The sequence below is a fragment of the Streptomyces sp. MUSC 14 genome (assembly GCF_001866675.1).
In the GTDB taxonomy this organism is placed as follows: Bacteria; Actinomycetota; Actinomycetes; order Streptomycetales; family Streptomycetaceae; genus Streptomyces.
This window is the reverse complement of record NZ_MLYN01000060.1, coordinates 144,528-166,123: the sequence shown is the minus strand read 5'-3', so window position 1 is coordinate 166,123 and position 21,596 is coordinate 144,528. Positions and strand designations below refer to the sequence as shown.

Here is a 21,596-nt window from a genome sequence, read left to right as displayed (position 1 = left end):
CGTACAGCATGACGGGGGCAATTTTCTAGGGCCCGCTATAAAATGGCTGTCATGGTGACGGGTCAGGACGCGAAACCGCAGGCGGGCAACGGCAGGACGCGCGGTCGGCCGCGGTCCTTCGACCGGGCCACCGCGCTGGAGAAGGCGCTCATGGCCTTCTGGGAGCACGGGTACGAGGCCACCTCGGTCTCCGACCTCACCCGGATCATGGGCATCGGGGCGCCGAGTCTCTACGCGGCCTTCGGCGACAAGCGGAGCCTGTTCGAGGAGGTCGTCCGGGTCTACGCGGACACGCACGGCGCCTTCGGCGACCGCGCCCTCGCCGAGGAGCCCACCGCCCGCGACGCCGTCGCCCGCACGCTGCGCGAGGCCGCCGCCGAGTACACCGACCCCGCCCATCCCTTCGGCTGCCTCGTCGTGCACGCCGCGACCAACTGCACCAGCGCCGAGGTGGAGCGGCTGCTGCGCGAGCGCCGCAACGCCAACATCGCGGCCATGGCCTCCCGGATCCGTGCCGACGTCGCGGCGGGGGTGCTCCCGGCCGGCGCCGACGCCGACGCACTCGCCCGGCACGCCGGCGCGATGATCCAGGGCATGTCCCAGCAGGCGCGCGACGGGGCGAGCCGGGAGGAACTGGAAGCACTCGCGGAAATTGCCATGACCATCTGGCCCCAAGACTGAGCACGGCGGGCTAGGCTGCGTGCTGCGTGGCATCGAGTGCCATCAGGTGCGTGTATCGGGTGCCATCGCTCGTGCATGCCGACAAGGCCATGGACACATCCTTGTGGTCTAGTCCACAATTCCAAGAGAACACAAAAGCCTCCGCCTTCCCCGCACAGGAGGGCGGATCGAGGAACCGGCGCTCTCTGCCCTGACTGCCCCGGCTCCTCGGCCTTCGGCCGGCCGGGACCGCACACCCCGCGGCCGATGATGCTCCGGGCTGCGGTGCCGGGAGGGTTGAGGGTCCCTTCCAGGCGCCGCGGCCCGCGGGTGTTTTCGGCCACCTTCACACGTGCGAGTACGCTCACACACGTGCCCTCCATGAACGAACTGGTCCGCCAGCACACCGCCCTCGACGACTCCGACCTCGAGTGGCTGCACCTGCTGGTCTCGGAGTGGCAACTGCTCTCCGACCTCTCCTTCGCGGACCTGGTCCTGTGGGTCCCCACCCGGGACGGCACCCGGTACGTCTCGGTCGCCCAGATGCGCCCGAACACCGGCCCCACCTCCTACCAGGACGACATGGTCGGCCACCTCGTCCCGCGCGGCCGCCGGCCCATGCTGGACGCGGCCCTGGACGAGGGCCGGATCGTGCGTGAGGGCGACCCGGAGTGGCGTGAAGAAGTCCCCGTACGGGTCGAGTCCATCCCCGTACGACGCGAGGGCCGCGTGCTCGGCGTGATCGCCCGCAACACCAACCTGCTCACCGTGCGCACCCCGAGCCGGCTGGAGCTGACCTACCTCCAGAGCGCCTCGGACCTCGCGCAGATGATCGCCGCAGGATCGTTCCCCTTCCCGGACCAGCAGGTCGACATGGACGCCTCGCCGCGCGCCGGCGACGGACTGATCCGGCTCGACGCGGACGGCATCGTGCAGTACGCCTCCCCGAACGCCCTGTCCGCCTACCACCGGCTCGGGCTCGCCGCCGACCTGGTCGGCCACCACCTCGGGCAGACCACCGCCGAACTCGCCCCGACCCGCGGGCCGGTGGACGAGGCGCTGGTCAAGCTCGCGAGCGGCTGGGCGCCGCGCGAGTTCGAGATCGAGGCCCACGACGGGGTGATCCAGTTCCGGGCGATCCCCCTCAAGCCCAAAGGCACCCGGATCGGCTCGCTGGTGCTGTGCCGGGACGTCACCGAACTGCGGCGCCGCGAACGCGAGTTGATCACCAAGGACGCCACCATCCGGGAGATCCACCACCGGGTGAAGAACAACCTCCAGACGGTCGCCGCCCTGCTGCGCCTCCAGGCGCGGCGGATCGAGTCCGAGCGCGGCCGGGAGGCCCTGGAGGAGGCCGTGCGCCGGGTCGGCTCCATCGCGATCGTGCACGAGACGCTGTCCCAGAACCTGGACGAGCGCGTGGAGTTCGACGACATCGCCGACCGGGTGCTGGCGATGGTCGCCGAGATCTCGCCGGGCAAGGTGACCGGCCGGCGCACCGGATGCTTCGGGATCCTGGACGCCGAGGTCGCCACCCCGCTGTCCATGGTCCTCACCGAGGTCCTCCAGAACGCCCTGGAGCACGGCTTCCGCGAGGGCGACACCGGCACCGTCGAGGTCTCCGCGGTCCGCGGCGGTACGACGAAGGAGGCCCGGCTCCTGGTCACGGTCCAGGACGACGGCGTCGGTCTGCCCGAGGGCTTCGACCCGCACCGCTCGGGCAACCTCGGCCTGCAGATCGTACGGACGCTGGTGGAGGGCGAGTTGGGCGGTTCGTTCGACATGGTCCCGGCGCCGGAGCGGGGCACCCGGGTGATCCTCGACCTTCCGGTGCGGTCGCAGAAGTAGCCGGCCGACAGCCTTTTCATACAAGGGAGTTGACCGGCTCAGCCGTGCACAGCAAAAAGCCCCGGACCGCCATGGGTCCGAGGCTCGTGCTCGTTGCTGCTCTGCGTCATTGCTAAGCGCATCGGGGGATACTGCGCGCTGCGGCTCGGGGGCGGGAGATGCGTACGTGGTGTACGCGCCGCCAAGCTCAGGCTGTCAGCAGGGGTGGTAGGTCAGGCGGAGGCCTGACGAGCCCGGTTGCGGGCGGCGCGGCGCTTCATGGCGCGGCGCTCGTCCTCGCTGAGACCACCCCAGACGCCGGAGTCCTGACCGGACTCGAGCGCCCACTGCAGACACTGCTCGATCACCGGGCAGCGACGGCAGACGGCCTTGGCTTCCTCGATCTGCAGCAGCGCAGGACCGGTGTTGCCGATGGGGAAGAAGAGCTCGGGGTCTTCCTCGCGGCAAACGGCGTTGTGACGCCAGTCCATGGCTGCTACCTCTCCTTGGTATTACATGCACGTTGCTTGTGAATGTGAACGCTTTCACGAATCCCTCAACAAGTGAAGGGCCGACCGCCGAGATCTCCCCGGCGTGGTCCTGGGTTTGAAGAGGGGTTCTGTTGATCAGTGGAGGCCGGTGTTGCGGGCCGTCCCGATCGACACGTAGAGACTCGCAAACCTCGGCGACGGATACAACCCCTTCCGGAAAGTTTTTTTTGATTCCTCGGTGTCGACTAGGTCACAGCCGTACTTCCATGGGGTGGATCCTGGCCTAAACGTTCGAGTGAAAGGACTTTGGGCCGTTCCGCTCACACAATCACACGCAGTGCACGGCGAACGCCTGTGAACGTCACGCTCGTGCGCAGCCCAAGGTGGTCGCCGTCCATCTGCAAGGGCAGAGGCGCCTTCGAATGCAAGGTGAACTGGTCCAGATCGTGCAGTGAGTGGGCGTGCCTGCCACGGGGTCCGCGCTCGGGGGACGAAGTGAGCAACTGGGTGCCATACCGGGCAACCGCGGCCGCCGAGAGGCGGCTGAGACCGAGCACGTCGAGGCCGGTGTCGAACGAGGCCTTAGGTGACGTGTACATCGGGCGATTGCCGAGATACGTCCAAGGGGCCGTGTTCGAGACTATGGCGACGACGAGTTCGGCGATCGGGTCCTCGCCGGCGCGTTCGAGCGTGATCAGGCCGTGCCGGCGGCTCGGCTCGCCGAAGTACTGCCGGGCGACCTGACGGACGTAGAGCCCGTGCGTCGAGGTCTTGCCGCGTTCGCGCTGCTGCTCGACCCGGCCGACCACGCCCGCGTCGAAGCCGAGTCCGGCGTTGAAGGTGAACCAGCGGTCCGGGACCGCCTCGTCCTCGGTGCCGGGCGTGCCCGAGGTCAGCCCGAGTCCGACGACCCGCTCCCGTCGCTCGCGCAGCGCGTCCAGCAGGGCGCCGGTGGCCTCGACGGGGTCGTTGGGCAGGCCCAGGGCGCGGGCGAAGACGTTGGTGGAGCCGCCGGGCACCACGGCGAGGCCGGGCAGGCGGTCCAGGTCGGGGCCGTCGTGCAGGAGGCCGTTGACGACCTCGTTGACCGTGCCGTCGCCGCCGAGGGCCACCACGAGGTCGATGTCGTCGCTGTCCGCCGCCTGCCGGCCGAGGTCGCGCGCGTGCCCGCGGTACTCGGTGGTGACCGCCTCCAGCTTCATCTCGCTCGCCAGCGCGTGGAGCAGAACGTCGCGCCTGCGTGCGCTTGTGGTGGTTGCCGCCGGATTGACCACGAGAAGTGCACGCATGGATGGCAGCGTACCTACTGGGTGGTACCCGGCGGACGCCGAGGTAGGGATCGGGTAAGAGAGGAGGGCGTGAGTCCTGACACCCCCGGGCTCCCGGGGCGGGCGGAGGACGCTGTCGAGGAGACGGCTACCCTGCTGGGGTGAGCAGTGAGCAGAAAGCCGCCGAGGAAGCCGCGGACACCACCGAAGCCGACGCCGGACCGCGTCCGAGCCGGCTGACCTACGCTGCCGTGCTCGCCGCGCTGGAGGGCCTCGGCCTGGTGGCCGGCGGCCTGTGGATGATCGTCCTCGGGATCTCCGGTGACGCCTCCGACCGGCAGCAGGGGATCTCCCTGGGGATCACCCTCGTCGTGCTCGCGCTGCTGCCGCTGCTCGCCGCGCGCGGTCTGCTGCTGCGGCGCGGCTGGAGCCGCGGCCCGGCGGTGATCACACAGCTGATGGCGCTGCCGGTGGCCTACAGCCTGCTCACAGCCGACAGCGTGGCCATCCCGGCCGGCATCGCCCTCGCGGCCGTCGCCGTCACGGCGCTGGTGCTGCTCGTCAACCCCGCCACGACCCGGGCCCTGGGCATCAGGGGACCGGGCCGGAGCGAATAGCCGACCGCCCGGGGCTCACTTCCGGGCAGACTCGGCCGGGCTCACTCCTCCACAAGGAGCTTCTCCCGCAGCTGGGCCAGCGTGCGGGCCAGCAGCCGGGAGACGTGCATCTGGGAGATGCCGACCTCCTGCGCGATCTGCGACTGCGTCATGTTCCCGAAGAAGCGCAGCAGCAGGATGCGCTTCTCGCGCGGTGGCAGGTCCTCCAGCAGCGGCTTGAGGGACTCGCGGTACTCCACGCCCTCCAGCGCCTCGTCCTCGGCGCCGAGGGTGTCCGCGACCGCCGGGGACTCGTCGTCCGTGTCGGGGACGTCCAGGGACAGCGTGGAGTACGCGTTCGCGGACTCCAGGCCCTCCAGGACCTCCTCTTCGGAGATGGCGAGCTTCTCGGCCAGTTCGTGGACCGTGGGGGAGCGGCCGTGCAGCTGGGAGAGCTCGGCCGTCGCCGTGGTCAGTGCGAGGCGCAGCTCCTGGAGCCGGCGCGGCACGCGCACCGCCCAGCCCTTGTCGCGGAAGTGCCGTTTGATCTCGCCGACGACGGTCGGGGTGGCGTACGTGGAGAACTCCACGCCGCGCTCCGGGTCGAACCGGTCGACGGACTTGATCAGACCGATCGTGGCGACCTGGGTGAGGTCGTCCAGCGGTTCGCCGCGGTTGCGGAAGCGGCGCGCCAGGTGCTCCACGAGCGGCAGATGCATACGGACCAGCTGGTTGCGCAGCTCCGCGTACTCCGGGCTGCCCGCGTTCAGCTTGCGCAGCTCGACGAAGAGAGCCCGCGCCCCGCTGCGGTCCTGGGGGCCGTGCTGGACGGCCTGCACGGCATCCGCGCCCGGCGCGTCGTCCTCGGCGTATCGCTCGTGCTCGCTCATCGTCCCGCCCGTAGCCCTTCCCCGAGCCCTCGCCCCCACGTGGACGGCGGCGCCTGCGGCGCCGGATTCCGCCGGCGCCGCGCCCTGCGCGGCACCGGCACCGCCGGGCCGTGCGGAGTCGTCCACCGGGTGTGGTCTGGCCTGCTCGGGGATGCCGTCGATGCCGTCCGCCATGCGCCGCGAACCGTCCCGGGGGAGTTCCCCGGAGATCCCGCCTGCGCTCGGCCAGGGGGCACCCCCGTCCCCGGCCGGCAGCTCCCGTGTGCCGCGCTCTTCGTCCCGCACCGGACCGTCCCCGTTCTTCCTCACGCCGGGCCGGGGCCCGCGCCGCGCTGTTTGTAGAGGCTGATCGACACGGTCTTGTCCTCGTCGACGGCGGACGAGACCTTGCCCGCGAGGGCCGACAGCACGGTCCAGGCGAAGGTGTCCCGCGAGGGGGCGTGACCATCCGTGGTCGGCGCCGCGACCGTGACTTCCAGCGAGTCGTCGACGAGCCGGAAGACACAGCTGAGCACGGAGCCGGGCACGGCCTGTTGGAGGAGGATCGCGCAGGCCTCGTCCACGGCGATGCGCAGGTCCTCGATCTCGTCCAGGGTGAAGTCCAAGCGGGCCGCGAGACCGGCCGTGGCCGTCCGCAGCACCGACAGGTAGGCACCCGCGGCCGGCAGCCGGACTTCCACGAAGTCCTGATTCGCCGTGGGCTCGCCTGCGATCTGGGACACCCTCACCTCCATGGTGGTACAAGCTCTACGGGGCCGAGGGTCGCCCCCCGGGGTAACGCGTACGTGGTTCCGCGGTGACGCTATCGCGCTCCGAACGGTCCTGTCCCCGGGACCCCAACCCCCTGGCGTCACTCACAGTAAAGCTGTGGATACGCTCCGTGTCTAGAGGGTTTGCGGGCCCAAATGGGAAGAGCGCGCGCCGGGTTGACGTACCCAGGCGTCCGACGCTCGAACCGTCGTACGGCCGCCACCTCATGCAGTGTCACACGAGGATGTGGTCCACGAAGCACCACCGCCAGTCCTCGCCGGGCTCGAAGGTCCGCATGACCGGGTGGCCGGACTCCCGGTGGTGCCCGGTCGCGTGCTGCCCCGGCGAGGAGTCGCAGCAGCCGACGTGACCACAGGTGAGACACAACCGCAGCTGCACCGGGTGCGTGCCGTCCCGCAGACACTCCGGACAGGTCGCGGCGAGCGGTTCCGGTTCCGGGTGCGGCAGCGCGTCGGCGTGCGTGCACTGTTTCATGATTGCCAGATTACGACGGGTGTGCGGGTGACCGCGCGGAAAACGAGGGCGGGCGAGGACCATGGACGTGATGCCGCTGCTGTTGCTGGTGGCGGGCAGTGCGGGCATCGCGGGGGCCGCCCGGCGCACACCGGTGCCGGCGCCCCTGCTGCTGGTCGCGGTGGGCCTGGCGATCTCGTACGTGCCGGGGATCCCGCACTACACACTGGACCCCGAGGTTGTCCTGCCGCTGGTGCTGCCCCCGCTGCTCTACAAGGAGGGCACCGAGAGCTCGTACCTCGATCTGCGGGCCCAGATGCGGCCCGTGGGGCTGCTGTCGATCGGGTACGTGCTGTTCGCGACCTTCGCCGTCGGCTGGGCCGCCTACCTCGTCGTCCCCGGGCTGCCGCTGCCCGCCGCGCTGGTGCTCGGCGCCGTCGTCGCGCCGACCGACGCCGTCGCGGCCGCGGCGATCGCGCGCCGGGTCGGGCTGCCGTCCCGGATCACCACCATCCTCCAGGGCGAGTCCCTGCTCAACGACGCCACCGCGATCACCGCCTACAAGGTGGCCCTCGCCGCGGCCGTCGGCGAGGGCGCCACCTGGTCGGGCGGCTTCTGGGAGTTCCTGCGGGCCGCCGTCGGCGGTGTGCTCGTCGGACTGGTGCTCATGGTGCCGATCCACTGGCTGCGCACCCACCTGAAGGAGGCGCTGCTCCAGAACACCCTCTCGCTGCTGATCCCGTTCGTCGCCTACGGCGTCGCCGAGCAGCTGCACGGCTCCGGTGTGCTCGCGGTCGTGGTGGTCGCGGTCTATCTCGGGCACCGCGCGTGGGAGGTCGACTTCGCCACCCGGCTCCAGGAGGACGCGGTGTGGCGGATGGTCGCCTTCCTGCTGGAGTCGGCGGTCTTCGCGCTGATCGGCCTCCAGCTGCCGACCGTGCTCAAGGGGCTCGGTGCGTACCGGGGGGCCGACGCGGCCTGGTACGCGATCGCGGTCTTCGTCGTGGTCGTCGCGGCCCGGTTCGTGTGGGTGTTCCCGGCGGCCCTGCTGCCCCGTGCGCTCTCCCGCCGCATCCGCGCACGCGAGGACAGCCCCGGCTGGCGGGGGCCGGTCGTGACGTCGTGGGCCGCGATGCGCGGTGTGGTGTCCCTGGCCATCGCGTTCTCGATCCCGCTCACGGTGCACGGCGGCGCCCCGTTCCCGCAGCGGAACCTGATCCTCTTCCTCACCTTCACCACCGTCATCGGCACGCTGGTCGTGCAGGGGCTGACGCTCGCTCCGCTGATCCGCCTGATGAGGTTCCCCGGCCGTGACCAGCAGGCCGAGACGCTCGCCGAGGCCAACGCCCAGGCGCAGGCCTCCCGGGCCGCCGAGCGGCGCCTCGACGACCTCCTCGACGACGAGCGCAACGCCCTTCCACCGCCGCTCGCCGACCGCCTGCGCACGGTCCTGGAACGCCGTCGCAACGCCGTCTGGGAGCGCCTCGGCCAGACCAACCCCGTCACCGGCGAGTCCGTGGACGAGACGTACCGTCGCCTCTCCCGCGAGATGATCAGCGCCGAGCGCGAGGTCTTCGTCAAGCTCCGCGACCACCGCTACATCGACGACGAGATGCTGCGCGCGCTGCTCAGACGCCTGGACCTGGAGGAGGCGGCGGCATACCGGGAGGCGGGTTAGTCCTCCGGGAACGGCCGTCCGGTGACGACTGCGGTGATCGTCGTCCCGCGCGCGTAGGCACCTTCTTCCGCGCGGGAGACAAGGGCGTAGAGCAACTTGGCGACATAGAGACGTTCGACGGGCAGTCCGTGGCGGTCCTCGAAGTCCCGGGCGAATGCGTGCAGTTCGGGGGTCGTGCGCGCGTACCCGCCGAAATGGAAGCGTTCGTCGAGGGACCAGTCGCCGGTTCGGCCGCCGAAGGCACGTTCCTGCAGTGCCTCGGTGTCGCCCTCCAGGAAGCCACCCCTGAGGACGGGCACGCCGAGCGCACGCTGTCCGGGGGAGAGTCCCGCGGCGAGTCCCGCCAGGGTGCCGCCGGTGCCGCAGGCGACAGCCACGACGTCCGTGCGCCCGCGGAGCTCCTCGCCGAGGGCCCGGCAGCCGTGCACGGCCGCGCTGTTGCTGCCGCCTTCGGGGACGACGTACGCCTCCTCGGCGCCGGCCGCGCGCAGGATCGCGGCCAGGGTCTCCGGCTCGGTCTTGCGGCGATACGTCGATCTGTCGATGAAGTGCAGTCGCATGCCGTGGGCCGCGCACCGGGCGAGGGACGGGTTGAGCGGGCGCCCGGCCAGTTCCTCGCCGCGCACCACACCCGTGGTCGGCAGCCCGAGCAGGCGGCCCGCGGCGGCGGTGGCCCGCAGATGGTTGGACCAGGCCCCGCCGAAGGTGACCAGTGGCCGCCCGCCCGCCGCCGCGATGTTCGGCACCAGCTTGCGCCACTTGTTGCCGATCAGCTCCGGGTGGATGAGATCGTCCCGCTTGAGCAGCAGGCGCAGGCCGTGCCGCTCGAACCGCTCGTCCCGTACCTCGTGGAGAGGGGAGGGAAGGCGGGGCGCGAGGGAGTCGGGGCCGGTCACACCTCATTGTCGCCCGGCGCGGGTGCCCGGCCGCGGCGGTGCTGCCCCTTCAGTCGCTCCCCGACCCGCGCGCGCAGCCAGTCCATCGTGAAGCCCCGCGGGTCCACCCTCCCCGGCTGCCACTCCAGATGCCCGATGACCGAATGCTCCGTCCATCCGTGCCGTCGGCACACCGCCGCGGCCACGCGCGTGATCGCCGCCAGCTGGGCGTCCGGCCAGGGGTCCGCGCCGTCGCCGAGGTTCTCGCACTCGAAGCCGTAGAAGTGCCGGTTGCCGTCGGTGTCCGCCGCGCCGTCCGGTGGCAGCGCCCGCTCGGCGATCACCGCGCGCAGCACGCCGTCGTCGCCGAGCCCCGCGTGATCGGCACGGCCGTAGCCGACCAGGTGGACCGTGCCGTCCTTGGTGATCACGCCGTGGCACAGCGGGCCCGGCAGCGCCCGGTAGCCGTCCCGGCAGAGCTGCACCGTGGGCGCGCTGCCCCGGGTCACCGTGTGATGGATCATCACGCCGTGCACCGGACCCCACGGGCCCTTGTGGTTGCGATGGTGGTGCCGCCAGTCGCCGACCTCGACGACCGTGACGCCCTCGGCCCGCAGAACGTCCAGAAACGTGCTCGCGGACAAGGGTGGGGCCATGCCGCCTCCTTCGTGTTCGTTGCTTGCTGTAGCGGGCCTCTACCGAAAAGTGGATGTCCCGGACACATCGCTCGCGCACTGTGCGAGCCGATCCGGACAGCCTGCACGTGCAGAAAGGGCCTGTGTGCTGTACAAGGTCCCCTTTCATGCCCAGCCGTCCGATGATCCAATCCCGCTCTTTCGGGTAATGGCGACGACACGTTCCGTGATGGAAGGCTCGGTCCCGAGACCGGTGCCCGTGCGATCCGGCACCAGCCATACATGGGAGGACATTTCCTTATGTCGGTAGGCGAAGAGGTCCGCACGGAAGAGGGCAAGCCGCAGCAGTCCCTCGGGACAGCGGCCGCGCGGAACCTGGCCACCACCACCAAGTCCGTTCCGCAGATGCAGGAGATCAGCTCCCGCTGGCTGCTGCGTACGCTCCCGTGGGTGGACCTCAAGGGCGGCACGTACCGCGTCAACAGGCGCCTGGCGTACACCGTCGGTGACGGCCGCATCACCTTCGTGAAGACGGGTGACCAGGTCGAGGTCATCCCGGCCGAACTGGGCGAGCTGCCGGCCCTGCGCGCGTACGACGACCAGGAGGTGCTGTCGGAGCTGGCCCGGCGCTGCCGCCAGCGCGACTTCGCCCCCGGGGAGGTCATCGCCGACTTCGGCAACCCGACCAACGAGGTGTACCTGCTGGCGCACGGCAGGGTCGAGAAGGTCGGCACCGGCCCCTACGGCGACGACGCCGTCCTCGGAGTCCTCGCCGACGGCGCCTACTTCGGCGAGGCGGCGCTGCTGGACCCGGACGCCATCTGGGAGTTCACCGTCCGCGCGGACACCCTCACCACTGTGCTGATCCTCAGCCGGCAGGATTTCGAGCAGGTCGCGGAGCGCTCGGACAGCCTGCGCGGGCACCTGGAGCAGCTGCGCTCGATCCCCGAGCAGGCGACCAACAAGTACGGCGAGAAGGAGGTCGAGCTGAAGGCCGGTCACACCGGCGAGCCCGACATCCCGCACACCTTCGTCGACTACGAGCCGAGCCCGCGCGAGTACGAGCTGAGCATCGCCCAGACCGTGCTGCGCATCCACACGCGCGTGGCCGACCTCTACAACCAGCCGATGAACCAGACCGAGCAGCAGTTGCGGCTCACGGTCGAGGCGCTCAAGGAGCGCCAGGAGCACGAGCTGATCAACAACCGTGACTTCGGCCTGCTCAACAACTGCGAGTACGACCAGCGGATCCAGCCGCACGACGGCGTGCCCAGCCCGGACGACATGGACGAGCTGCTCAGCCGCCGCCGCAGCACCAAGCTGTTCCTGGCCCACCCGCGCGCGATCGCCGCGTTCGGGCGCGAGCTGAACAAGCGGGGCCTGGTCCCCGAGAGCGTCGACGTCAACGGCAACCGCATCCCGACCTGGCGGGGTGTGCCGATCTACCCGTGCAACAAGATCCCGGTCACCGAGCAGCGCACCACGTCGATCATCGCGATGCGCACCGGCGAGGACGAGCAGGGCGTCATCGGTCTGCGGCAGTCGGGCATCCCGGACGAGATCGAGCCGAGCCTCTCGGTGCGGTTCATGGGCATCAACGAACAGGCCGTCATCAACTACCTGGTGACGGCCTACTACTCGGCCGCGGTGCTGGTGCCGGACGCGCTCGGGGTACTGGAGAACGTCGAGATCGGCCGGTGGGGGTGACGTTTCCGCACTTCGGGGCCGTGTTCTCGCCCGCCTGCGCGGGTAGGCCCTCGGCACACGTGCCCGGTCGGTCCGGCGACGCCGGCCTCCGGGGACCTGGCGAGGGGGAGACATGGCCGAGTTCATGACGGAGACCGAAGAGCGTTCCCCCGCCGTGCCGCACATCGGCACGGCGGGGGAGGCCCCGGGGGACACGCACGACACGCAGGACGCACAGCTCGCGCGGAGCGAGCAGGACACGGCGGGGAACGGCGGCGGCGGTCGGGCCGAGGGCGCGGAGGGCCATGAGGCGACGGCGCTGCTGGAGCGCACCAGGGCCGTGGTCGACCCCGAGCTGCGCGCGGCACTCGAATCGCTGCCCGGCTCCCTGCGCCGCATCGCCCTCTACCACTTCGGCTGGCAGCACGTCGACGGCAGCCCGGCGGCGGCGGGTGGCGGCAAGGCCATAAGGCCCGCGCTCGTCCTGGCCGCGGCCGCCGCCCTCGGCGGCCCGGCGGCCCGCACGGCGGCCGTCCCGGCGGCGGTGGCGGTCGAACTGGTCCACAACTTCACGCTGTTGCACGACGACGTGATGGACCGGGACACCTCCCGCCGGCACCGCCCCACGGCCTGGACGGTGTTCGGCGACACCGACGCGATCCTCGCCGGGGACGCCCTGCTGGCCCTGGCCCTGCGGCTGCTCGCCGAGGACCCGCACCCGGTCGGCGGCCCGGCCGCGGCCCGGCTCGCGAGCTGCGTGGTGGAGCTGTGCGCCGGGGAGCACACCGACACGGACCTGGAACACCGCGCACCGGACGAGGTCACCCTCGACGAGGTGCTGGCCATGGCCGAGTCGAAGACCGGGGCGCTGCTGGGCTGCGCCTGCGCCCTCGGCGCGCTGTACGCGGGCGCCGGGCCCCACGAGGTGGCCGCGCTGGACGACTTCGGCCGCCAGGCCGGGCTCGCCTTCCAGCTGATCGACGACGTCATCGGCATATGGGGTGACCCGCGGCGCACCGGGAAGCCGGCCGGGGCGGACCTCGCGGCCCGGAAGAAGTCGCTGCCGGTCGTGGCGGCGCTCGCGTCCGGTACGGAGGCGGCGGCGGAGCTGACCGAGCTGTACGCCACGCCGTATGTCACCGGGGACGCCGACGGCATCGCGCGGACGGCGCTGGCCGTGGAGCGGGCCGGCGGCCGGGACTGGGCGCAGACCGAGGCGGCCGACCGGATGGCCCGCGCCATGCAGGAGCTGGCCCGCGCGGTCCCCGACCCGGAGGCGGCGGAAGGCCTGCTGGCGCTCGCCGAGTTCGTGACCCGGCGCAGCGCGTAGCGCTCCGCCGGAGGCGCCGTCGGGGGGAGGCGTCGGGAGGTGCCGGCGGTCGGCTGCGGCGCCGTCGTGGCTGGTCGCGCCCACGTGGCGGCAGCCGGAAAGACCCCGGACCCCGGTCGCCGTACGGCTCCTGACCCCGTGCGGCGACCGGGGCTCCGGTCAGGCGGTCCCCGCACATCCCCACAGTGTGCGGGGCCCGCCGCCATGCGCGGGGCGACGGACAGCCGCATGGTCCCGGAGCGCCGACGCCGTACCGTGAGCGCATGCCGAAACTGCCCCCCATCTTCCACATCACCGAACGCTCCCTGTGGGAAGCGGCCCGCGAGCGCGGCAGCTACGAGGTGTCCACACGCGGCCGCACCCTCCAGGAAGAGGGCTTCATCCACTTCTCCACGCGCGAACAGCTCCCGCGCATCGCCGCCTTCCTCTACGGCCACTACGACGGCCCGGACGAGCTGGTCGTGCTCGTCGTGGACCAGGCCCTGGTCGGCGTGCCGGTGAAGTACGAGGCGATGGAGCCGGACGGCGAGGAGTTCCCGCACGTGTACGGGCCGCTGCCCGTCGACGCGGTGGTGGAGGTGGAGCCCTGGGGGTGAGGGGCACGGGGGTGCGCGCCGGCGGTGGCACCGGGGCGTGACGGTCCGGGCGGCCGCCGTGGCCGGGCGGCGGAGGTCCCCGCTCGCGCTCCCAGGAGGATGCCCGGCCCGGCGGGGCGTACAACCGGCGGAACGGGCCCGTCGCCTCGCCTCGCCCGCGCCGGGCGCGGCGCAGGCCGACCGGGTCACGGCATCCGGGCACGCCGCGGGCGTACGCCTCTACGCGGTGTCGTCCCGCTGAGCGGCCGGCAGAGCGCCCGTCTCCGGGTCGCGGCCGGTCAGGCAGTAGACGCCGCCGGCCGGGTCGCGCATCACCGACCAGTGCGGGCCGTGCGACACCGGAACGGCCCCCAGCTCCCCGTGCCGGGCACGGACCGTGGGGATGTCCGCGCAGGCGAGGTCGAGGTGGGCGGCGGCCGGTCGCTCGGAGCCGAGCCGCTGGAGCAGGATCCGCACGGGCAGTCCCGCCGGCGGCCGCAGCGTCTCGAACTCCGGCCGGGACCCCGCCAGCCGCTCCCAGCCCGTCAGCGCGGCCCAGAAGCCCGACTCGGCGGCGTACGCGGACGGCGGGATGTCGAGGCAGACCTGGTCCAGCCGGCTGCCCGCCACCACGGGCGGCCGTACCGCCTCGCCGTACCAGGACACCAGGCAGAACAACTGCCCGGCGGGGGAGCGCAGTACGGCCCGGTCGCCGTGGTCCCCGACCGGTTCCGCACCGAGGGCGCGGGCCGCCGCGGCGGCCTCCCGTACGTCCTCCACGCACAGGTCGAGATGGGCGCCGCCGTCCCCCTCGGTGACCTCCTGGAGCTTCACGCACGCGTCCGCCCCGGTGGCCGGGTCCGGCAGCAGGGTCAGGAACTCGCCCCGCTCGCCCCGGGGTTCGGACGGCCGGGTGCCGGTGACCGAGGTCCAGAAGGCGCGGGCCTCGGACAGCCGGCCGGCGGGACGGTCGGCGAAGACGTACGTCCAGCGAATGATCATGTTCCGGAGTCCAGGGGGCGTTGTTTCGGATCATCCCGGCGTCGCGGGAGCCGGCACGCACTCCCCCAGAGGGGGGCGCCCCCAGCGCGGGGACCCCACCCATGATCCCGCTCGGGTCGGCCGGCAGGTGCCGTTCCGCACGTCCGACCTGATCCGGACAACATCCCCCAGGCGTGAACTCCCGCACCGCCGCCGGGAATCCCGTGCCCGCTGCCGTCGCCTACTCCGCGGGCCGCTGGAGGAAGCGCAGCTGGTTGCCCGCCGGGTCGCGGAAGGCACAGTCGCGCACCCCGTACGGCTGGTCCGTCGGCTCCTGGAGCACGTCGGCGCCGGACTCGCGCACCCGCTCGTACAGGGCGTCGCAATCCTCGGTCGTGAAGATGACGCCCCGGAGCATGCCCTTGGCGAGCAGTTCGGCCATCGCCTGCCGGTCGGCGGGGGAGGCGTCGGGGTTCGCGCCCGGCGGCTCCAGCACGATCTCGACGTCCGGCTGGAGCGGCGAGCCCAGCGTTACCCAGCGCATGCCCTCGAAGCCCACGTCGTTGCGGACCTCCAGGCCGAGCACGTCGCGGTAGAAGGCGAGCGCCTTGTCGTGGTCGTCCACCGAGATGAAGCACTGCTTGAGTTTCACGTCCATGACCTCACGCTAGGCCCGCGCGGGCGCGGGCGCGCGGGCCTCGGTGCGGCGGGGCGGACGCCGGGGCGCCGGGGGTCAGTACGGTCTGCGGCGCGGGCGGGTGAACGTACGGGCCACGCAGGACGGGATCACCGCGCTCTCCTCGTGGTCCCGGGCGCGGTAGGCGCTCGGTGTCTGCCCGACCAGCTCGGTGAAGCGGGAGCTGAAGGAGCCGAGCGACGTACAGCCCACGGCGAGGCACACCTCGGTCACCGTGAGGTCGCCCCGGCGCAGCAGCGCCTTCGCCCGCTCGATCCTGCGGGTCATCAGATAGCTGTACGGCGTCTCGCCGAAGGCCTTGCGGAAGCTGCGCTGGAAGTGGCCCGGGGACATGTGGGCGCCCCGGGCCAGCTCGGTCATGTCGAGCGGTTCGGCGTACTCACGGTCCATCCGGTCGCGCACGCGGCGCAGCCGTCTGAGGTCCTCCAGGACGGTCATCGATGCCTCCATGGTCGCGTTCACAGCCTGGCACAGGGCACTGACACCGGGAGATACGACGTTTCCACACACGAGCGCACAACAGAGTCCCCCATCTTCGACACGCCGTTCGCCTTCAGTTCTCCGTGCATTGGCCTGCCCTTGTCAGCCTTACGGAATGGACCACATCACGTTCCTCGTGGCGGTCGTCATCGTCACGGCTCTGGCGTTCGACTTCACGAACGGATTCCACGACACCGCGAACGCGATGGCCACCTCCATCGCCACCGGTGCGCTCAAGCCGCGTATAGCGGTCCTGGTCAGCGGGGTCCTCAACATCGTCGGCGCTTTCCTGTCCACCGAGGTCGCGAAGACGATCTCCGGCGGCATCGTGGACGACACGCTGGTCAGCCCAGCGATGATCTTCGCGGGGCTGGTCGGGGCGATCCTGTGGAATCTGGTGACCTGGCTCGCGGGACTCCCCTCCAGCTCCTCCCACGCCCTCTTCGGCGGTCTGATCGGCGCGGTCTGGGTCGGCGCGGGCTCCCACGGCGTGCACCTCGACAAGGTTGTCGAGAAGGTGCTCCTGCCCGCGGTGGTCTCCCCGGTGGTGGCCGGTGTGGCGGCGCTGGTCGCCACCTACCTCGCCTACAGGCTCAGCGCCCGCGCCCGCCAGGACTCGGTGACGAAGGGCTTCCGGCTCGGCCAGATCGCCTCCGCCTCGCTGGTCTCGCTCGCCCACGGCACGAACGACGCGCAGAAGACCATGGGCGTCATCACGCTGACCCTGATCTCGGCGGGCGCGCTCGGCCATGACGCGGGCCCGCCGGTGTGGGTGATCGGCGCGGCGGGCGTGGCCATCGGCCTCGGCACGTACCTGGGCGGCTGGCGGATCATCCGCACCATGGGCAAGGGCCTCGCGGAGATCCAGTCCCCGCAGGGCTTTGCGGCCGAGACCGCGTCCACGGCGGTGATCCTCACCTCGGCCCACCTCGGCTTCGCGCTGTCCACCACGCAGGTCGCCTCCGGCAGCATCCTCGGCGCGGGCCTGGGCCGCCGGCTCGCGGAGGTCCGCTGGGGCGTGGCCGGCCGCATGGTGCTGGCCTGGCTGATCACGCTGCCCGCGGCGGCGCTGGTCGGCGGCCTCGCGGCGAGCGTCGTCAAGCACGGCGGCGACGCCGGTACGGCCGTGATCGCGCTGGTCGCCCTGGCCCTCGCCGGGGTCATCGTCGCCGCGTCGCGCCGTAACCCGGTGCGGGCCGACAACGTCAACGACCACCACGAGGTCACCCTTCGCACCTCGGCCCCGACCAAGGTCGGCACGGCCGCCTGAACCCCCGGGAGTCCCCCATGCATGTCGACTGGTCCGCCCTCGGCCGCGTGGCCGCGGTCAGCCTCGGCGTCACGGTCGCCGTGGTCGTCGTCTTCACCTTCGGCGTCCTCGGCCTGTCCCGCGCCGACGCCGCGCGCGACGGCGCAGGCGGCGCCGCCGGCCGCGCCCAGGCAGGCCTGTGCTTCCTCGCCTGCGCGGCGGTGGTGGCGTACGGGATCTACTTGATCGTGCCCCAGTTCCACTGAGCCGGCGTGCGGACAAACAGGGGCCCGGCCGGCGAACCGGCCGGGCCCCTTGTCAGCCATCTCAACAAGAGAGAAAGCCAAGCACGTCCTCGCATCAGGTGACGTTCTCCAGCGACACACCCAAGGTGTTGAGGATGTCGGGCGCCTCAGTCCAGTAGAGCGTTCGCACCCTTGGGGAAGCAGTGGTTGCGGGCATCGCTGATGATCACGTCAGGGGGGCGGTCCTGAAGGGGACAGGGCGCCCGGTGAACCTGTCGGTCAACGTCCTGTCGCCAAGTGGAGCGTCCAGGTGGACGCTGATCTTCTCACCGGCGTTGTGGCGGCAGGTGACCTCGTCGCCACGTCCTCCCCACAGAGGCCACGTGCGTTTCAGCAGCAGTGTCACGGCGTGAGTGGATTCGTGGGCTTCGACGTGAGGGCGGTTCTCGCACGAACCCCAGCTCTCGACCGCGCCGATCGTACGACCGTTGTCGCTCACGATGACGCTTTCCCCTCGCGAGCCGTCCATCACGGAGGCGTCTTCACTGTGCGAACGCTCCAAACGGTTCCAGAAGTGCAGCCCCACCATCGCGAAGACTGCCAGGACCAGGACAGAACAGCCCATACGCCGGAACAGTTGGGATCTACTTCCGTACACAGCAGTCTCCTCCGTGCGTTGACGCGCTACAGGAATGCCGGTGGCAGGAGCTTCGGCGTCTCCCGCCAGCTGTCGTGTCACTGACCGGTGACGGGAGTTCAGCGCACCCAATCCTGTCGGACGTCAGCCCGCTGGTGCGGGCCAGGTCCGCGATGGGGTGCCACCATCCCCCGGGACCGTGGTCCCGACAGAGTCGTTTCGGTCTTGAGCCGGCAGCGGATCGAGAACGGCGACCCGCGGCGCCGCGTCAATGCCGATGAAGCCCTCGGCTTCCCCAGCGCTTCGAGCTGCCTCTCGAAGGGCTGGTGTCGCCGCCGCTGGAGGGGCGTCGACCTTTGAGGGGCGGCGCCTCGGCCAGGAGGCTGTCGAGGCGTACTACGAGTCCCGTGACGCCCAGGACCGCCTCCATCGGGCGATGGTCGCGACTGCCGAGTACATCGGAGCGCATCACTGACAACGCACTACGGCCGCACCCGGTCCCGGGGCTCGGCTCCCGTGCCATGGCGGCGATACAAGGTCGTCCCGGCCGGCCCGTGCCGCCGGATCACCTTTCCGCGCGGCCGTCGTCACGCTCGCCGGATCGGGGTTGCACACAGGCGAGCTGCTCGGCCTCGATGTGCCGGACGTCGACATCGAGGCCGGCACCCTCGGTGTCGAGCGGCAGTGCCTCCAGTCCTGGACGATCGGTCCGCCGAAGACCGCCGGATCACCTTTCCGCGCGGCCGTCGTCACGCTCGCCGGATCGGGGTTGCACACAGGCGAGCTGCTCGGCCTCGATGTGCCGGACGTCGACATCGAGGCCGGCACCCTCGGCGTCGAGCGGCGGCGCCTCCAGTCCTGGACGATCGGTCCGCCGAAGACCGCCGAGTCGCGGCGCACCGTCCCGGCCGGCGTGGTCGTCACCGACGCGCTCCTTGTGCCCCTCGCCGCACGCCCCGCCAGGGAGCGGCTGTTCGCCATGGAGGAGGGCGAGCCACTCGACAGCCGAGCGCGAGGGCCGTAAGCCCGTGGCCTCCGCCGCTCAGCACGCTGCGGATCTACGCCCACCTGTGGCCGGGCGAAGAAGACCGCACCCGGACCGTCATGGACGCCGTGTTCGGCGGCCTGCGGACCGGGTGCGGACAGGTAGACACTGCAACAAAAGAAATCGCAGGTCAGAGGGCGTAAGAGGAGATCACGCCTTCTTCGTCTCCCAGAAGATCTTGTCGATCTGGGCGATGTAGTCCAGGGCCTTCTGGCCGGTCGCCGGGTCGGTCGACGCCTTGGCGGCCGACAGGGCCTTCAGGGTGTCGTTGACCAGCTGGTGCAGCTCCGGGTACTTCTCGAAGTGCGGGGCCTTGAAGTAGTCGCTCCACAGCACGGAGACGTGGTGCTTCGCGAGCTCCGCGCGCTGTTCCTTGATGATGGTGGCACGCGCCTGGAAGTGGGCGTCGTCGTTGGCGGCCATCTTCTCCTGCACGGCCTTCACCGACTCCGCCTCGATGCGGGCCTGGGCCGGGTCGTACACGCCGCAGGGCAGGTCGCAGTGGGCGCTGACCTTGACCTTGGGGGCAAACAGGCGGGAAAGCATGGAGCATTCCTTCCTCGTGATCGTCTTCTCAGGTGCGACATTACTCCCTGAGGAAGGCGATTTCTCGGGTGCCCCCTAGGGCTTAGGACAAAAGTCCAGGGTCAGACTGAGACTGGTGGAGGAACGGACCGGGGAGGTGCCGGGGATGCCGGAGCTGTCACAGGAGACCGAACGGGGGAGGGCCGGGCCGCCGTTCGGGCTGGCCGAGGTGACGGGACCGTCCATGGTGCCCACGCTCCGCCACGGGGACCGGCTGCTGCTGCGGTACGGGGCGCTGGTACGGCCGGGGGACGTCGTCGTGCTGCGGCATCCGTTCCAGCAGGACCTGCTCGTCGTCAAGCGGGCCGTGGAACGGCGCGAGGGCGGCTGGTGGGTGCTCGGGGACAACCCCTACGCGGGCGGGGACAGCACCGACTACGGGATCGTGCCGGACGAACTGGTCCTGGGCAAGGCGTACTTCAGGTACCGGCCGCGGCCCGCCGGTCAGCGCTCGCCGCTGGCGCTGGCGCGCTGGGCCTTCTCGGCCGCGCGGCCGCTGCTGCCCGACCGGTCGGCCTCCAGGCGCTTGCGGGCCCGGTAGGCGGCGACGTTGGCGCGGGTCGCGCAGCGGTCCGAGCAGTAGCGCCGGGAGCGGTTGGTGGAGGTGTCGAGGTAGGCGTTGCGGCACGGGGCCGCCTCGCACAGGCCCAGGCGGTCGACGCCGTACTCGGTGAGGTGGAAGGCCAGCCCCATCGCCGCGATGGCCGCGTAGCCCGCGGTGGGGTTGGACGGGTGGTCGGCCAGGTGCATGTGCCACAGCGGTCGGCCGTCCTCGTCCCGGACGTCGTGCCCGGAGACCTGCGGGCTGACCGGGAACTCCAGGAGCAGCGAGTTCAGCAGGTCCACGGCGAGCGTCTCGTCGCCCTGGTCCGCCGCCTCGAAGACGGCGCGCAGCCGCGCCCGTACCGAGCGGAAGCGGGTGACGTCGGCGTCGGTGGCGCGCCGGGCCGTGGAGGAGTTGCCGGCGCCGAACAGATCGCGGACGGCCTCGACCGAGGTCAGGGAGTCCTTCCCCCGCGCCGGCTCCTCGCTGTTGACGAGACGGACGGCGTAATCCGAGTAATAGGCCAGTTCCACTTGTAGTCCTTACCGGGGCGCTCTATGGTCGTGTCTGCGGTCGGGTAACAGCCGGTCGTGCATCCAGGGTATTACGCACGCCTTGTGGGCAAGGGGGACGGATCCGATGACGACGACCACGGGAACCGAGTGGGCCGCCTGGCAGCAGAGCTGGGACCGGCAGCAGGAGTGGTACATGCCGGACCGCGAGGAACGGTTCCGGATCATGCTCGACATGGTCGAGGCGCTGGTCGGGACGGCCCCGCGGGTCCTCGACCTCGCGTGCGGCACCGCCAGCATCACCGCCCGGCTGCTGGCCCGCTTCCCGGAGGCGACCAGCACCGGCGTCGACCTCGACCCGGCCCTGCTCGCGATCGCGCGCGGCACCTTCGCGGGCGACGCGCGGGCCTCCTTCGTCACCGCCGACCTCAAGGACCCCGCGTGGCCGGCGAAGCTGCCGTACGACTCCTACGACGCCGTCCTCACCGCCACGGCCCTGCACTGGCTGCACAGTGAACCCCTCGCGGCCCTCTACGGTCAGGTCGCGGGGCTGGTCCGCGACGGCGGTGTCTTCTTGAACGCGGACCACATGATCGACGAGGCCACGCCCCGGATCAACGCGGCCGAGCGCGCCCAGCGGCATGCCCGGATGGATCAGGCCAAGCGGGACGGCGTCGTCGACTGGGCCGAGTGGTGGCAGCTGGCGGCGGCCGACCCGGTGCTCGCGGAGCCCACCGCCCGTCGCTTCGAGATCTACGGCGAGCACGCCGAAGGCGACACACCCTCGGCCGCCTGGCATGCGCGCACGCTGCTGCGGCAGGGCTTCGGCGAGGCGCGGGCGGTGTGGTGCTCGCCGTCGGACACGTTGCTGCTCGCCGTGAAGTAG

25 protein-coding genes and 1 pseudogene are annotated in these 21,596 nt (G+C 71.4%); 13 read left to right on the top strand and 13 right to left on the bottom strand.

The window, feature by feature from the left end:
• The first annotated feature begins 51 nt into the window (after positions 1-51).
• Both BIV25_RS34925 and BIV25_RS34920 read left to right on the top strand, forming a co-directional pair.
• Positions 52-681 carry a TetR/AcrR family transcriptional regulator gene (locus BIV25_RS34925; protein WP_071376579.1) on the top strand — a complete coding sequence of 210 codons (630 nt, stop codon included), beginning with the start codon at positions 52-54 and terminating at the stop codon, positions 679-681.
• A gap of 360 nt (positions 682-1,041) precedes the next feature.
• A complete protein-coding gene (locus BIV25_RS34920; protein ID WP_071376518.1) occupies positions 1,042-2,508 on the top strand; it encodes a sensor histidine kinase in 1,467 nt (488 codons plus the stop codon).
• A 212-nt stretch (positions 2,509-2,720) separates the two neighbouring features.
• Here the strand turns inward: BIV25_RS34920 and BIV25_RS34915 are convergent, their stop codons facing one another.
• Entirely contained in the window at positions 2,721-2,978 is a 258-nt protein-coding gene (locus BIV25_RS34915; RefSeq protein WP_003992873.1) for a WhiB family transcriptional regulator, read from the bottom strand.
• Positions 2,979-3,298: 320 nt separating this feature from the next.
• Positions 3,299-4,267: a diacylglycerol kinase family protein gene (locus BIV25_RS34910; RefSeq protein ID WP_071376517.1), complete on the bottom strand. Its 969-nt coding sequence runs from the start codon at positions 4,265-4,267 to the stop codon at positions 3,299-3,301.
• A gap of 140 nt (positions 4,268-4,407) precedes the next feature.
• Here BIV25_RS34910 and BIV25_RS34905 point away from each other — a divergent pair, with 140 nt between their 5' ends.
• On the top strand, positions 4,408-4,863 hold the full coding sequence (locus tag BIV25_RS34905; protein WP_071376516.1) for a hypothetical protein: 456 nt from the start codon (positions 4,408-4,410) through the stop codon (positions 4,861-4,863).
• A gap of 41 nt (positions 4,864-4,904) precedes the next feature.
• Here the strand turns inward: BIV25_RS34905 and BIV25_RS34900 are convergent, their stop codons facing one another.
• From BIV25_RS34900 to BIV25_RS34890, 3 genes are all read right to left on the bottom strand, one after another.
• Positions 4,905-6,017, bottom strand: a complete 1,113-nt coding sequence (locus tag BIV25_RS34900; protein WP_177235517.1) for an RNA polymerase sigma factor SigF — start codon at positions 6,015-6,017, stop codon at positions 4,905-4,907.
• Between the two features lie 20 nt (positions 6,018-6,037).
• The gene (locus BIV25_RS34895) at positions 6,038-6,454 is read right to left on the bottom strand and encodes an anti-sigma regulatory factor (protein ID WP_031163342.1); all 417 of its coding nucleotides are present in this window, start codon (positions 6,452-6,454) and stop codon (positions 6,038-6,040) included.
• 262 nt (positions 6,455-6,716) lie between these two features.
• Entirely contained in the window at positions 6,717-6,977 is a 261-nt protein-coding gene (locus BIV25_RS34890) for a UBP-type zinc finger domain-containing protein (protein ID WP_071376515.1), read from the bottom strand.
• Between the two features lie 61 nt (positions 6,978-7,038).
• Here BIV25_RS34890 and BIV25_RS34885 point away from each other — a divergent pair, with 61 nt between their 5' ends.
• Positions 7,039-8,634 (top strand): Na+/H+ antiporter, encoded by a 1,596-nt coding sequence (locus tag BIV25_RS34885; protein ID WP_071376514.1) that lies wholly within the window; start codon positions 7,039-7,041, stop codon positions 8,632-8,634.
• On the opposite strand, the gene BIV25_RS34880 is transcribed toward BIV25_RS34885, so the two are convergent.
• Positions 8,631-9,530, bottom strand: coding sequence for a 1-aminocyclopropane-1-carboxylate deaminase/D-cysteine desulfhydrase (locus tag BIV25_RS34880; RefSeq protein ID WP_071376513.1), 900 nt, complete (start codon positions 9,528-9,530; stop codon positions 8,631-8,633). The two genes, BIV25_RS34885 and BIV25_RS34880, sit on opposite strands and share 4 nt — an antisense overlap.
• Entirely contained in the window at positions 9,527-10,165 is a 639-nt protein-coding gene (locus BIV25_RS34875; RefSeq protein ID WP_071376512.1) for an N-acetylmuramoyl-L-alanine amidase, read from the bottom strand. Before BIV25_RS34875 ends, BIV25_RS34880 begins: the two co-directional genes overlap by 4 nt.
• 279 nt (positions 10,166-10,444) lie before the next feature.
• Here BIV25_RS34875 and BIV25_RS34870 point away from each other — a divergent pair, with 279 nt between their 5' ends.
• The 3 genes from BIV25_RS34870 (at position 10,445) to BIV25_RS34860 (ending at position 13,756) form a co-directional block, all read left to right on the top strand.
• Positions 10,445-11,851: a family 2B encapsulin nanocompartment shell protein gene (locus BIV25_RS34870; RefSeq protein ID WP_071376511.1), complete on the top strand. Its 1,407-nt coding sequence runs from the start codon at positions 10,445-10,447 to the stop codon at positions 11,849-11,851.
• Between the two features lie 112 nt (positions 11,852-11,963).
• The gene (locus tag BIV25_RS34865; protein ID WP_071376510.1) at positions 11,964-13,160 is read left to right on the top strand and encodes a family 2 encapsulin nanocompartment cargo protein polyprenyl transferase; all 1,197 of its coding nucleotides are present in this window, start codon (positions 11,964-11,966) and stop codon (positions 13,158-13,160) included.
• A gap of 263 nt (positions 13,161-13,423) precedes the next feature.
• Positions 13,424-13,756 (top strand): DUF952 domain-containing protein, encoded by a 333-nt coding sequence (locus tag BIV25_RS34860; protein ID WP_071376509.1) that lies wholly within the window; start codon positions 13,424-13,426, stop codon positions 13,754-13,756.
• 219 nt (positions 13,757-13,975) lie between these two features.
• Here the strand turns inward: BIV25_RS34860 and BIV25_RS34855 are convergent, their stop codons facing one another.
• The 3 genes from BIV25_RS34855 to BIV25_RS34845 form a co-directional block, all read right to left on the bottom strand.
• Positions 13,976-14,737 (bottom strand): VOC family protein, encoded by a 762-nt coding sequence (locus BIV25_RS34855; RefSeq protein WP_071376508.1) that lies wholly within the window; start codon positions 14,735-14,737, stop codon positions 13,976-13,978.
• Positions 14,738-14,957: 220 nt separating this feature from the next.
• Positions 14,958-15,374 carry a VOC family protein gene (locus BIV25_RS34850; protein ID WP_071376507.1) on the bottom strand — a complete coding sequence of 139 codons (417 nt, stop codon included), beginning with the start codon at positions 15,372-15,374 and terminating at the stop codon, positions 14,958-14,960.
• A 75-nt stretch (positions 15,375-15,449) separates the two neighbouring features.
• Positions 15,450-15,851, bottom strand: a complete 402-nt coding sequence (locus tag BIV25_RS34845) for a helix-turn-helix transcriptional regulator (protein ID WP_071376506.1) — start codon at positions 15,849-15,851, stop codon at positions 15,450-15,452.
• 157 nt (positions 15,852-16,008) lie between these two features.
• On the opposite strand from BIV25_RS34845, the gene BIV25_RS34840 reads away from it, so the two are divergent.
• Together BIV25_RS34840 and BIV25_RS34835 are read left to right on the top strand one after the other, a co-directional pair.
• The gene (locus BIV25_RS34840; protein ID WP_071376505.1) at positions 16,009-17,163 is read left to right on the top strand and encodes an inorganic phosphate transporter; all 1,155 of its coding nucleotides are present in this window, start codon (positions 16,009-16,011) and stop codon (positions 17,161-17,163) included.
• 17 nt (positions 17,164-17,180) lie between these two features.
• Positions 17,181-17,408 (top strand): hypothetical protein, encoded by a 228-nt coding sequence (locus tag BIV25_RS34835; RefSeq protein WP_071376504.1) that lies wholly within the window; start codon positions 17,181-17,183, stop codon positions 17,406-17,408.
• A gap of 205 nt (positions 17,409-17,613) precedes the next feature.
• Here BIV25_RS34835 and BIV25_RS34830 read toward each other — a convergent pair whose 3' ends face one another.
• Positions 17,614-18,045 carry a hypothetical protein gene (locus BIV25_RS34830; RefSeq protein ID WP_143076744.1) on the bottom strand — a complete coding sequence of 144 codons (432 nt, stop codon included), beginning with the start codon at positions 18,043-18,045 and terminating at the stop codon, positions 17,614-17,616.
• A gap of 216 nt (positions 18,046-18,261) precedes the next feature.
• Between BIV25_RS34830 and BIV25_RS53485 the strand changes: the two are divergent.
• A pseudogene (locus tag BIV25_RS53485) lies at positions 18,262-18,493 on the top strand (XRE family transcriptional regulator); the annotation flags it as partial.
• Positions 18,494-18,631: 138 nt separating this feature from the next.
• Positions 18,632-19,048: a hypothetical protein gene (locus tag BIV25_RS53480; RefSeq protein WP_071376502.1), complete on the top strand. Its 417-nt coding sequence runs from the start codon at positions 18,632-18,634 to the stop codon at positions 19,046-19,048.
• 171 nt (positions 19,049-19,219) lie between these two features.
• On the opposite strand, the gene sodN is transcribed toward BIV25_RS53480, so the two are convergent.
• On the bottom strand, positions 19,220-19,615 hold the full coding sequence (gene sodN / locus BIV25_RS34820; RefSeq protein ID WP_071376501.1) for a superoxide dismutase, Ni: 396 nt from the start codon (positions 19,613-19,615) through the stop codon (positions 19,220-19,222).
• A gap of 145 nt (positions 19,616-19,760) precedes the next feature.
• On the opposite strand from sodN, the gene sodX reads away from it, so the two are divergent.
• Positions 19,761-20,195 carry a nickel-type superoxide dismutase maturation protease gene (sodX, locus tag BIV25_RS34815; RefSeq protein WP_071376577.1) on the top strand — a complete coding sequence of 145 codons (435 nt, stop codon included), beginning with the start codon at positions 19,761-19,763 and terminating at the stop codon, positions 20,193-20,195.
• Here the strand turns inward: sodX and BIV25_RS34810 are convergent.
• A complete protein-coding gene (locus BIV25_RS34810; protein WP_071376500.1) occupies positions 20,099-20,731 on the bottom strand; it encodes an ABATE domain-containing protein in 633 nt (210 codons plus the stop codon). The genes sodX and BIV25_RS34810 overlap by 97 nt on opposite strands.
• Positions 20,732-20,837: 106 nt before the next feature.
• Here BIV25_RS34810 and BIV25_RS34805 point away from each other — a divergent pair, with 106 nt between their 5' ends.
• The gene (locus tag BIV25_RS34805) at positions 20,838-21,596 is read left to right on the top strand and encodes a trans-aconitate 2-methyltransferase (RefSeq protein WP_071376499.1); all 759 of its coding nucleotides are present in this window, start codon (positions 20,838-20,840) and stop codon (positions 21,594-21,596) included.

Coding starts and splice junctions, on each gene's coding strand:
- BIV25_RS34885 (WP_071376514.1), top strand. CDS start 7,039: ATGGACGTGATGCCGCTGCTGTTGCTGGTGGCGGGCAGTGCGGGCATC.
- BIV25_RS34870 (WP_071376511.1), top strand. CDS start 10,445: ATGTCGGTAGGCGAAGAGGTCCGCACGGAAGAGGGCAAGCCGCAGCAG.
- BIV25_RS34890 (WP_071376515.1), bottom strand. CDS start 6,977: ATGAAACAGTGCACGCACGCCGACGCGCTGCCGCACCCGGAACCGGAA.
- BIV25_RS34865 (WP_071376510.1), top strand. CDS start 11,964: ATGGCCGAGTTCATGACGGAGACCGAAGAGCGTTCCCCCGCCGTGCCG.
- BIV25_RS34855 (WP_071376508.1), bottom strand. CDS start 14,737: ATGATCATTCGCTGGACGTACGTCTTCGCCGACCGTCCCGCCGGCCGG.
- BIV25_RS34925 (WP_071376579.1), top strand. CDS start 52: ATGGTGACGGGTCAGGACGCGAAACCGCAGGCGGGCAACGGCAGGACG.
- BIV25_RS34875 (WP_071376512.1), bottom strand. CDS start 10,165: ATGGCCCCACCCTTGTCCGCGAGCACGTTTCTGGACGTTCTGCGGGCC.
- BIV25_RS34840 (WP_071376505.1), top strand. CDS start 16,009: ATGGACCACATCACGTTCCTCGTGGCGGTCGTCATCGTCACGGCTCTG.
- BIV25_RS34805 (WP_071376499.1), top strand. CDS start 20,838: ATGACGACGACCACGGGAACCGAGTGGGCCGCCTGGCAGCAGAGCTGG.
- BIV25_RS34845 (WP_071376506.1), bottom strand. CDS start 15,851: ATGACCGTCCTGGAGGACCTCAGACGGCTGCGCCGCGTGCGCGACCGG.
- BIV25_RS34860 (WP_071376509.1), top strand. CDS start 13,424: ATGCCGAAACTGCCCCCCATCTTCCACATCACCGAACGCTCCCTGTGG.
- BIV25_RS34910 (WP_071376517.1), bottom strand. CDS start 4,267: ATGCGTGCACTTCTCGTGGTCAATCCGGCGGCAACCACCACAAGCGCA.
- BIV25_RS34835 (WP_071376504.1), top strand. CDS start 17,181: ATGCATGTCGACTGGTCCGCCCTCGGCCGCGTGGCCGCGGTCAGCCTC.
- BIV25_RS34915 (WP_003992873.1), bottom strand. CDS start 2,978: ATGGACTGGCGTCACAACGCCGTTTGCCGCGAGGAAGACCCCGAGCTC.
- sodX (WP_071376577.1), top strand. CDS start 19,761: ATGCCGGAGCTGTCACAGGAGACCGAACGGGGGAGGGCCGGGCCGCCG.
- sodN (WP_071376501.1), bottom strand. CDS start 19,615: ATGCTTTCCCGCCTGTTTGCCCCCAAGGTCAAGGTCAGCGCCCACTGC.
- BIV25_RS34920 (WP_071376518.1), top strand. CDS start 1,042: ATGAACGAACTGGTCCGCCAGCACACCGCCCTCGACGACTCCGACCTC.
- BIV25_RS34850 (WP_071376507.1), bottom strand. CDS start 15,374: ATGGACGTGAAACTCAAGCAGTGCTTCATCTCGGTGGACGACCACGAC.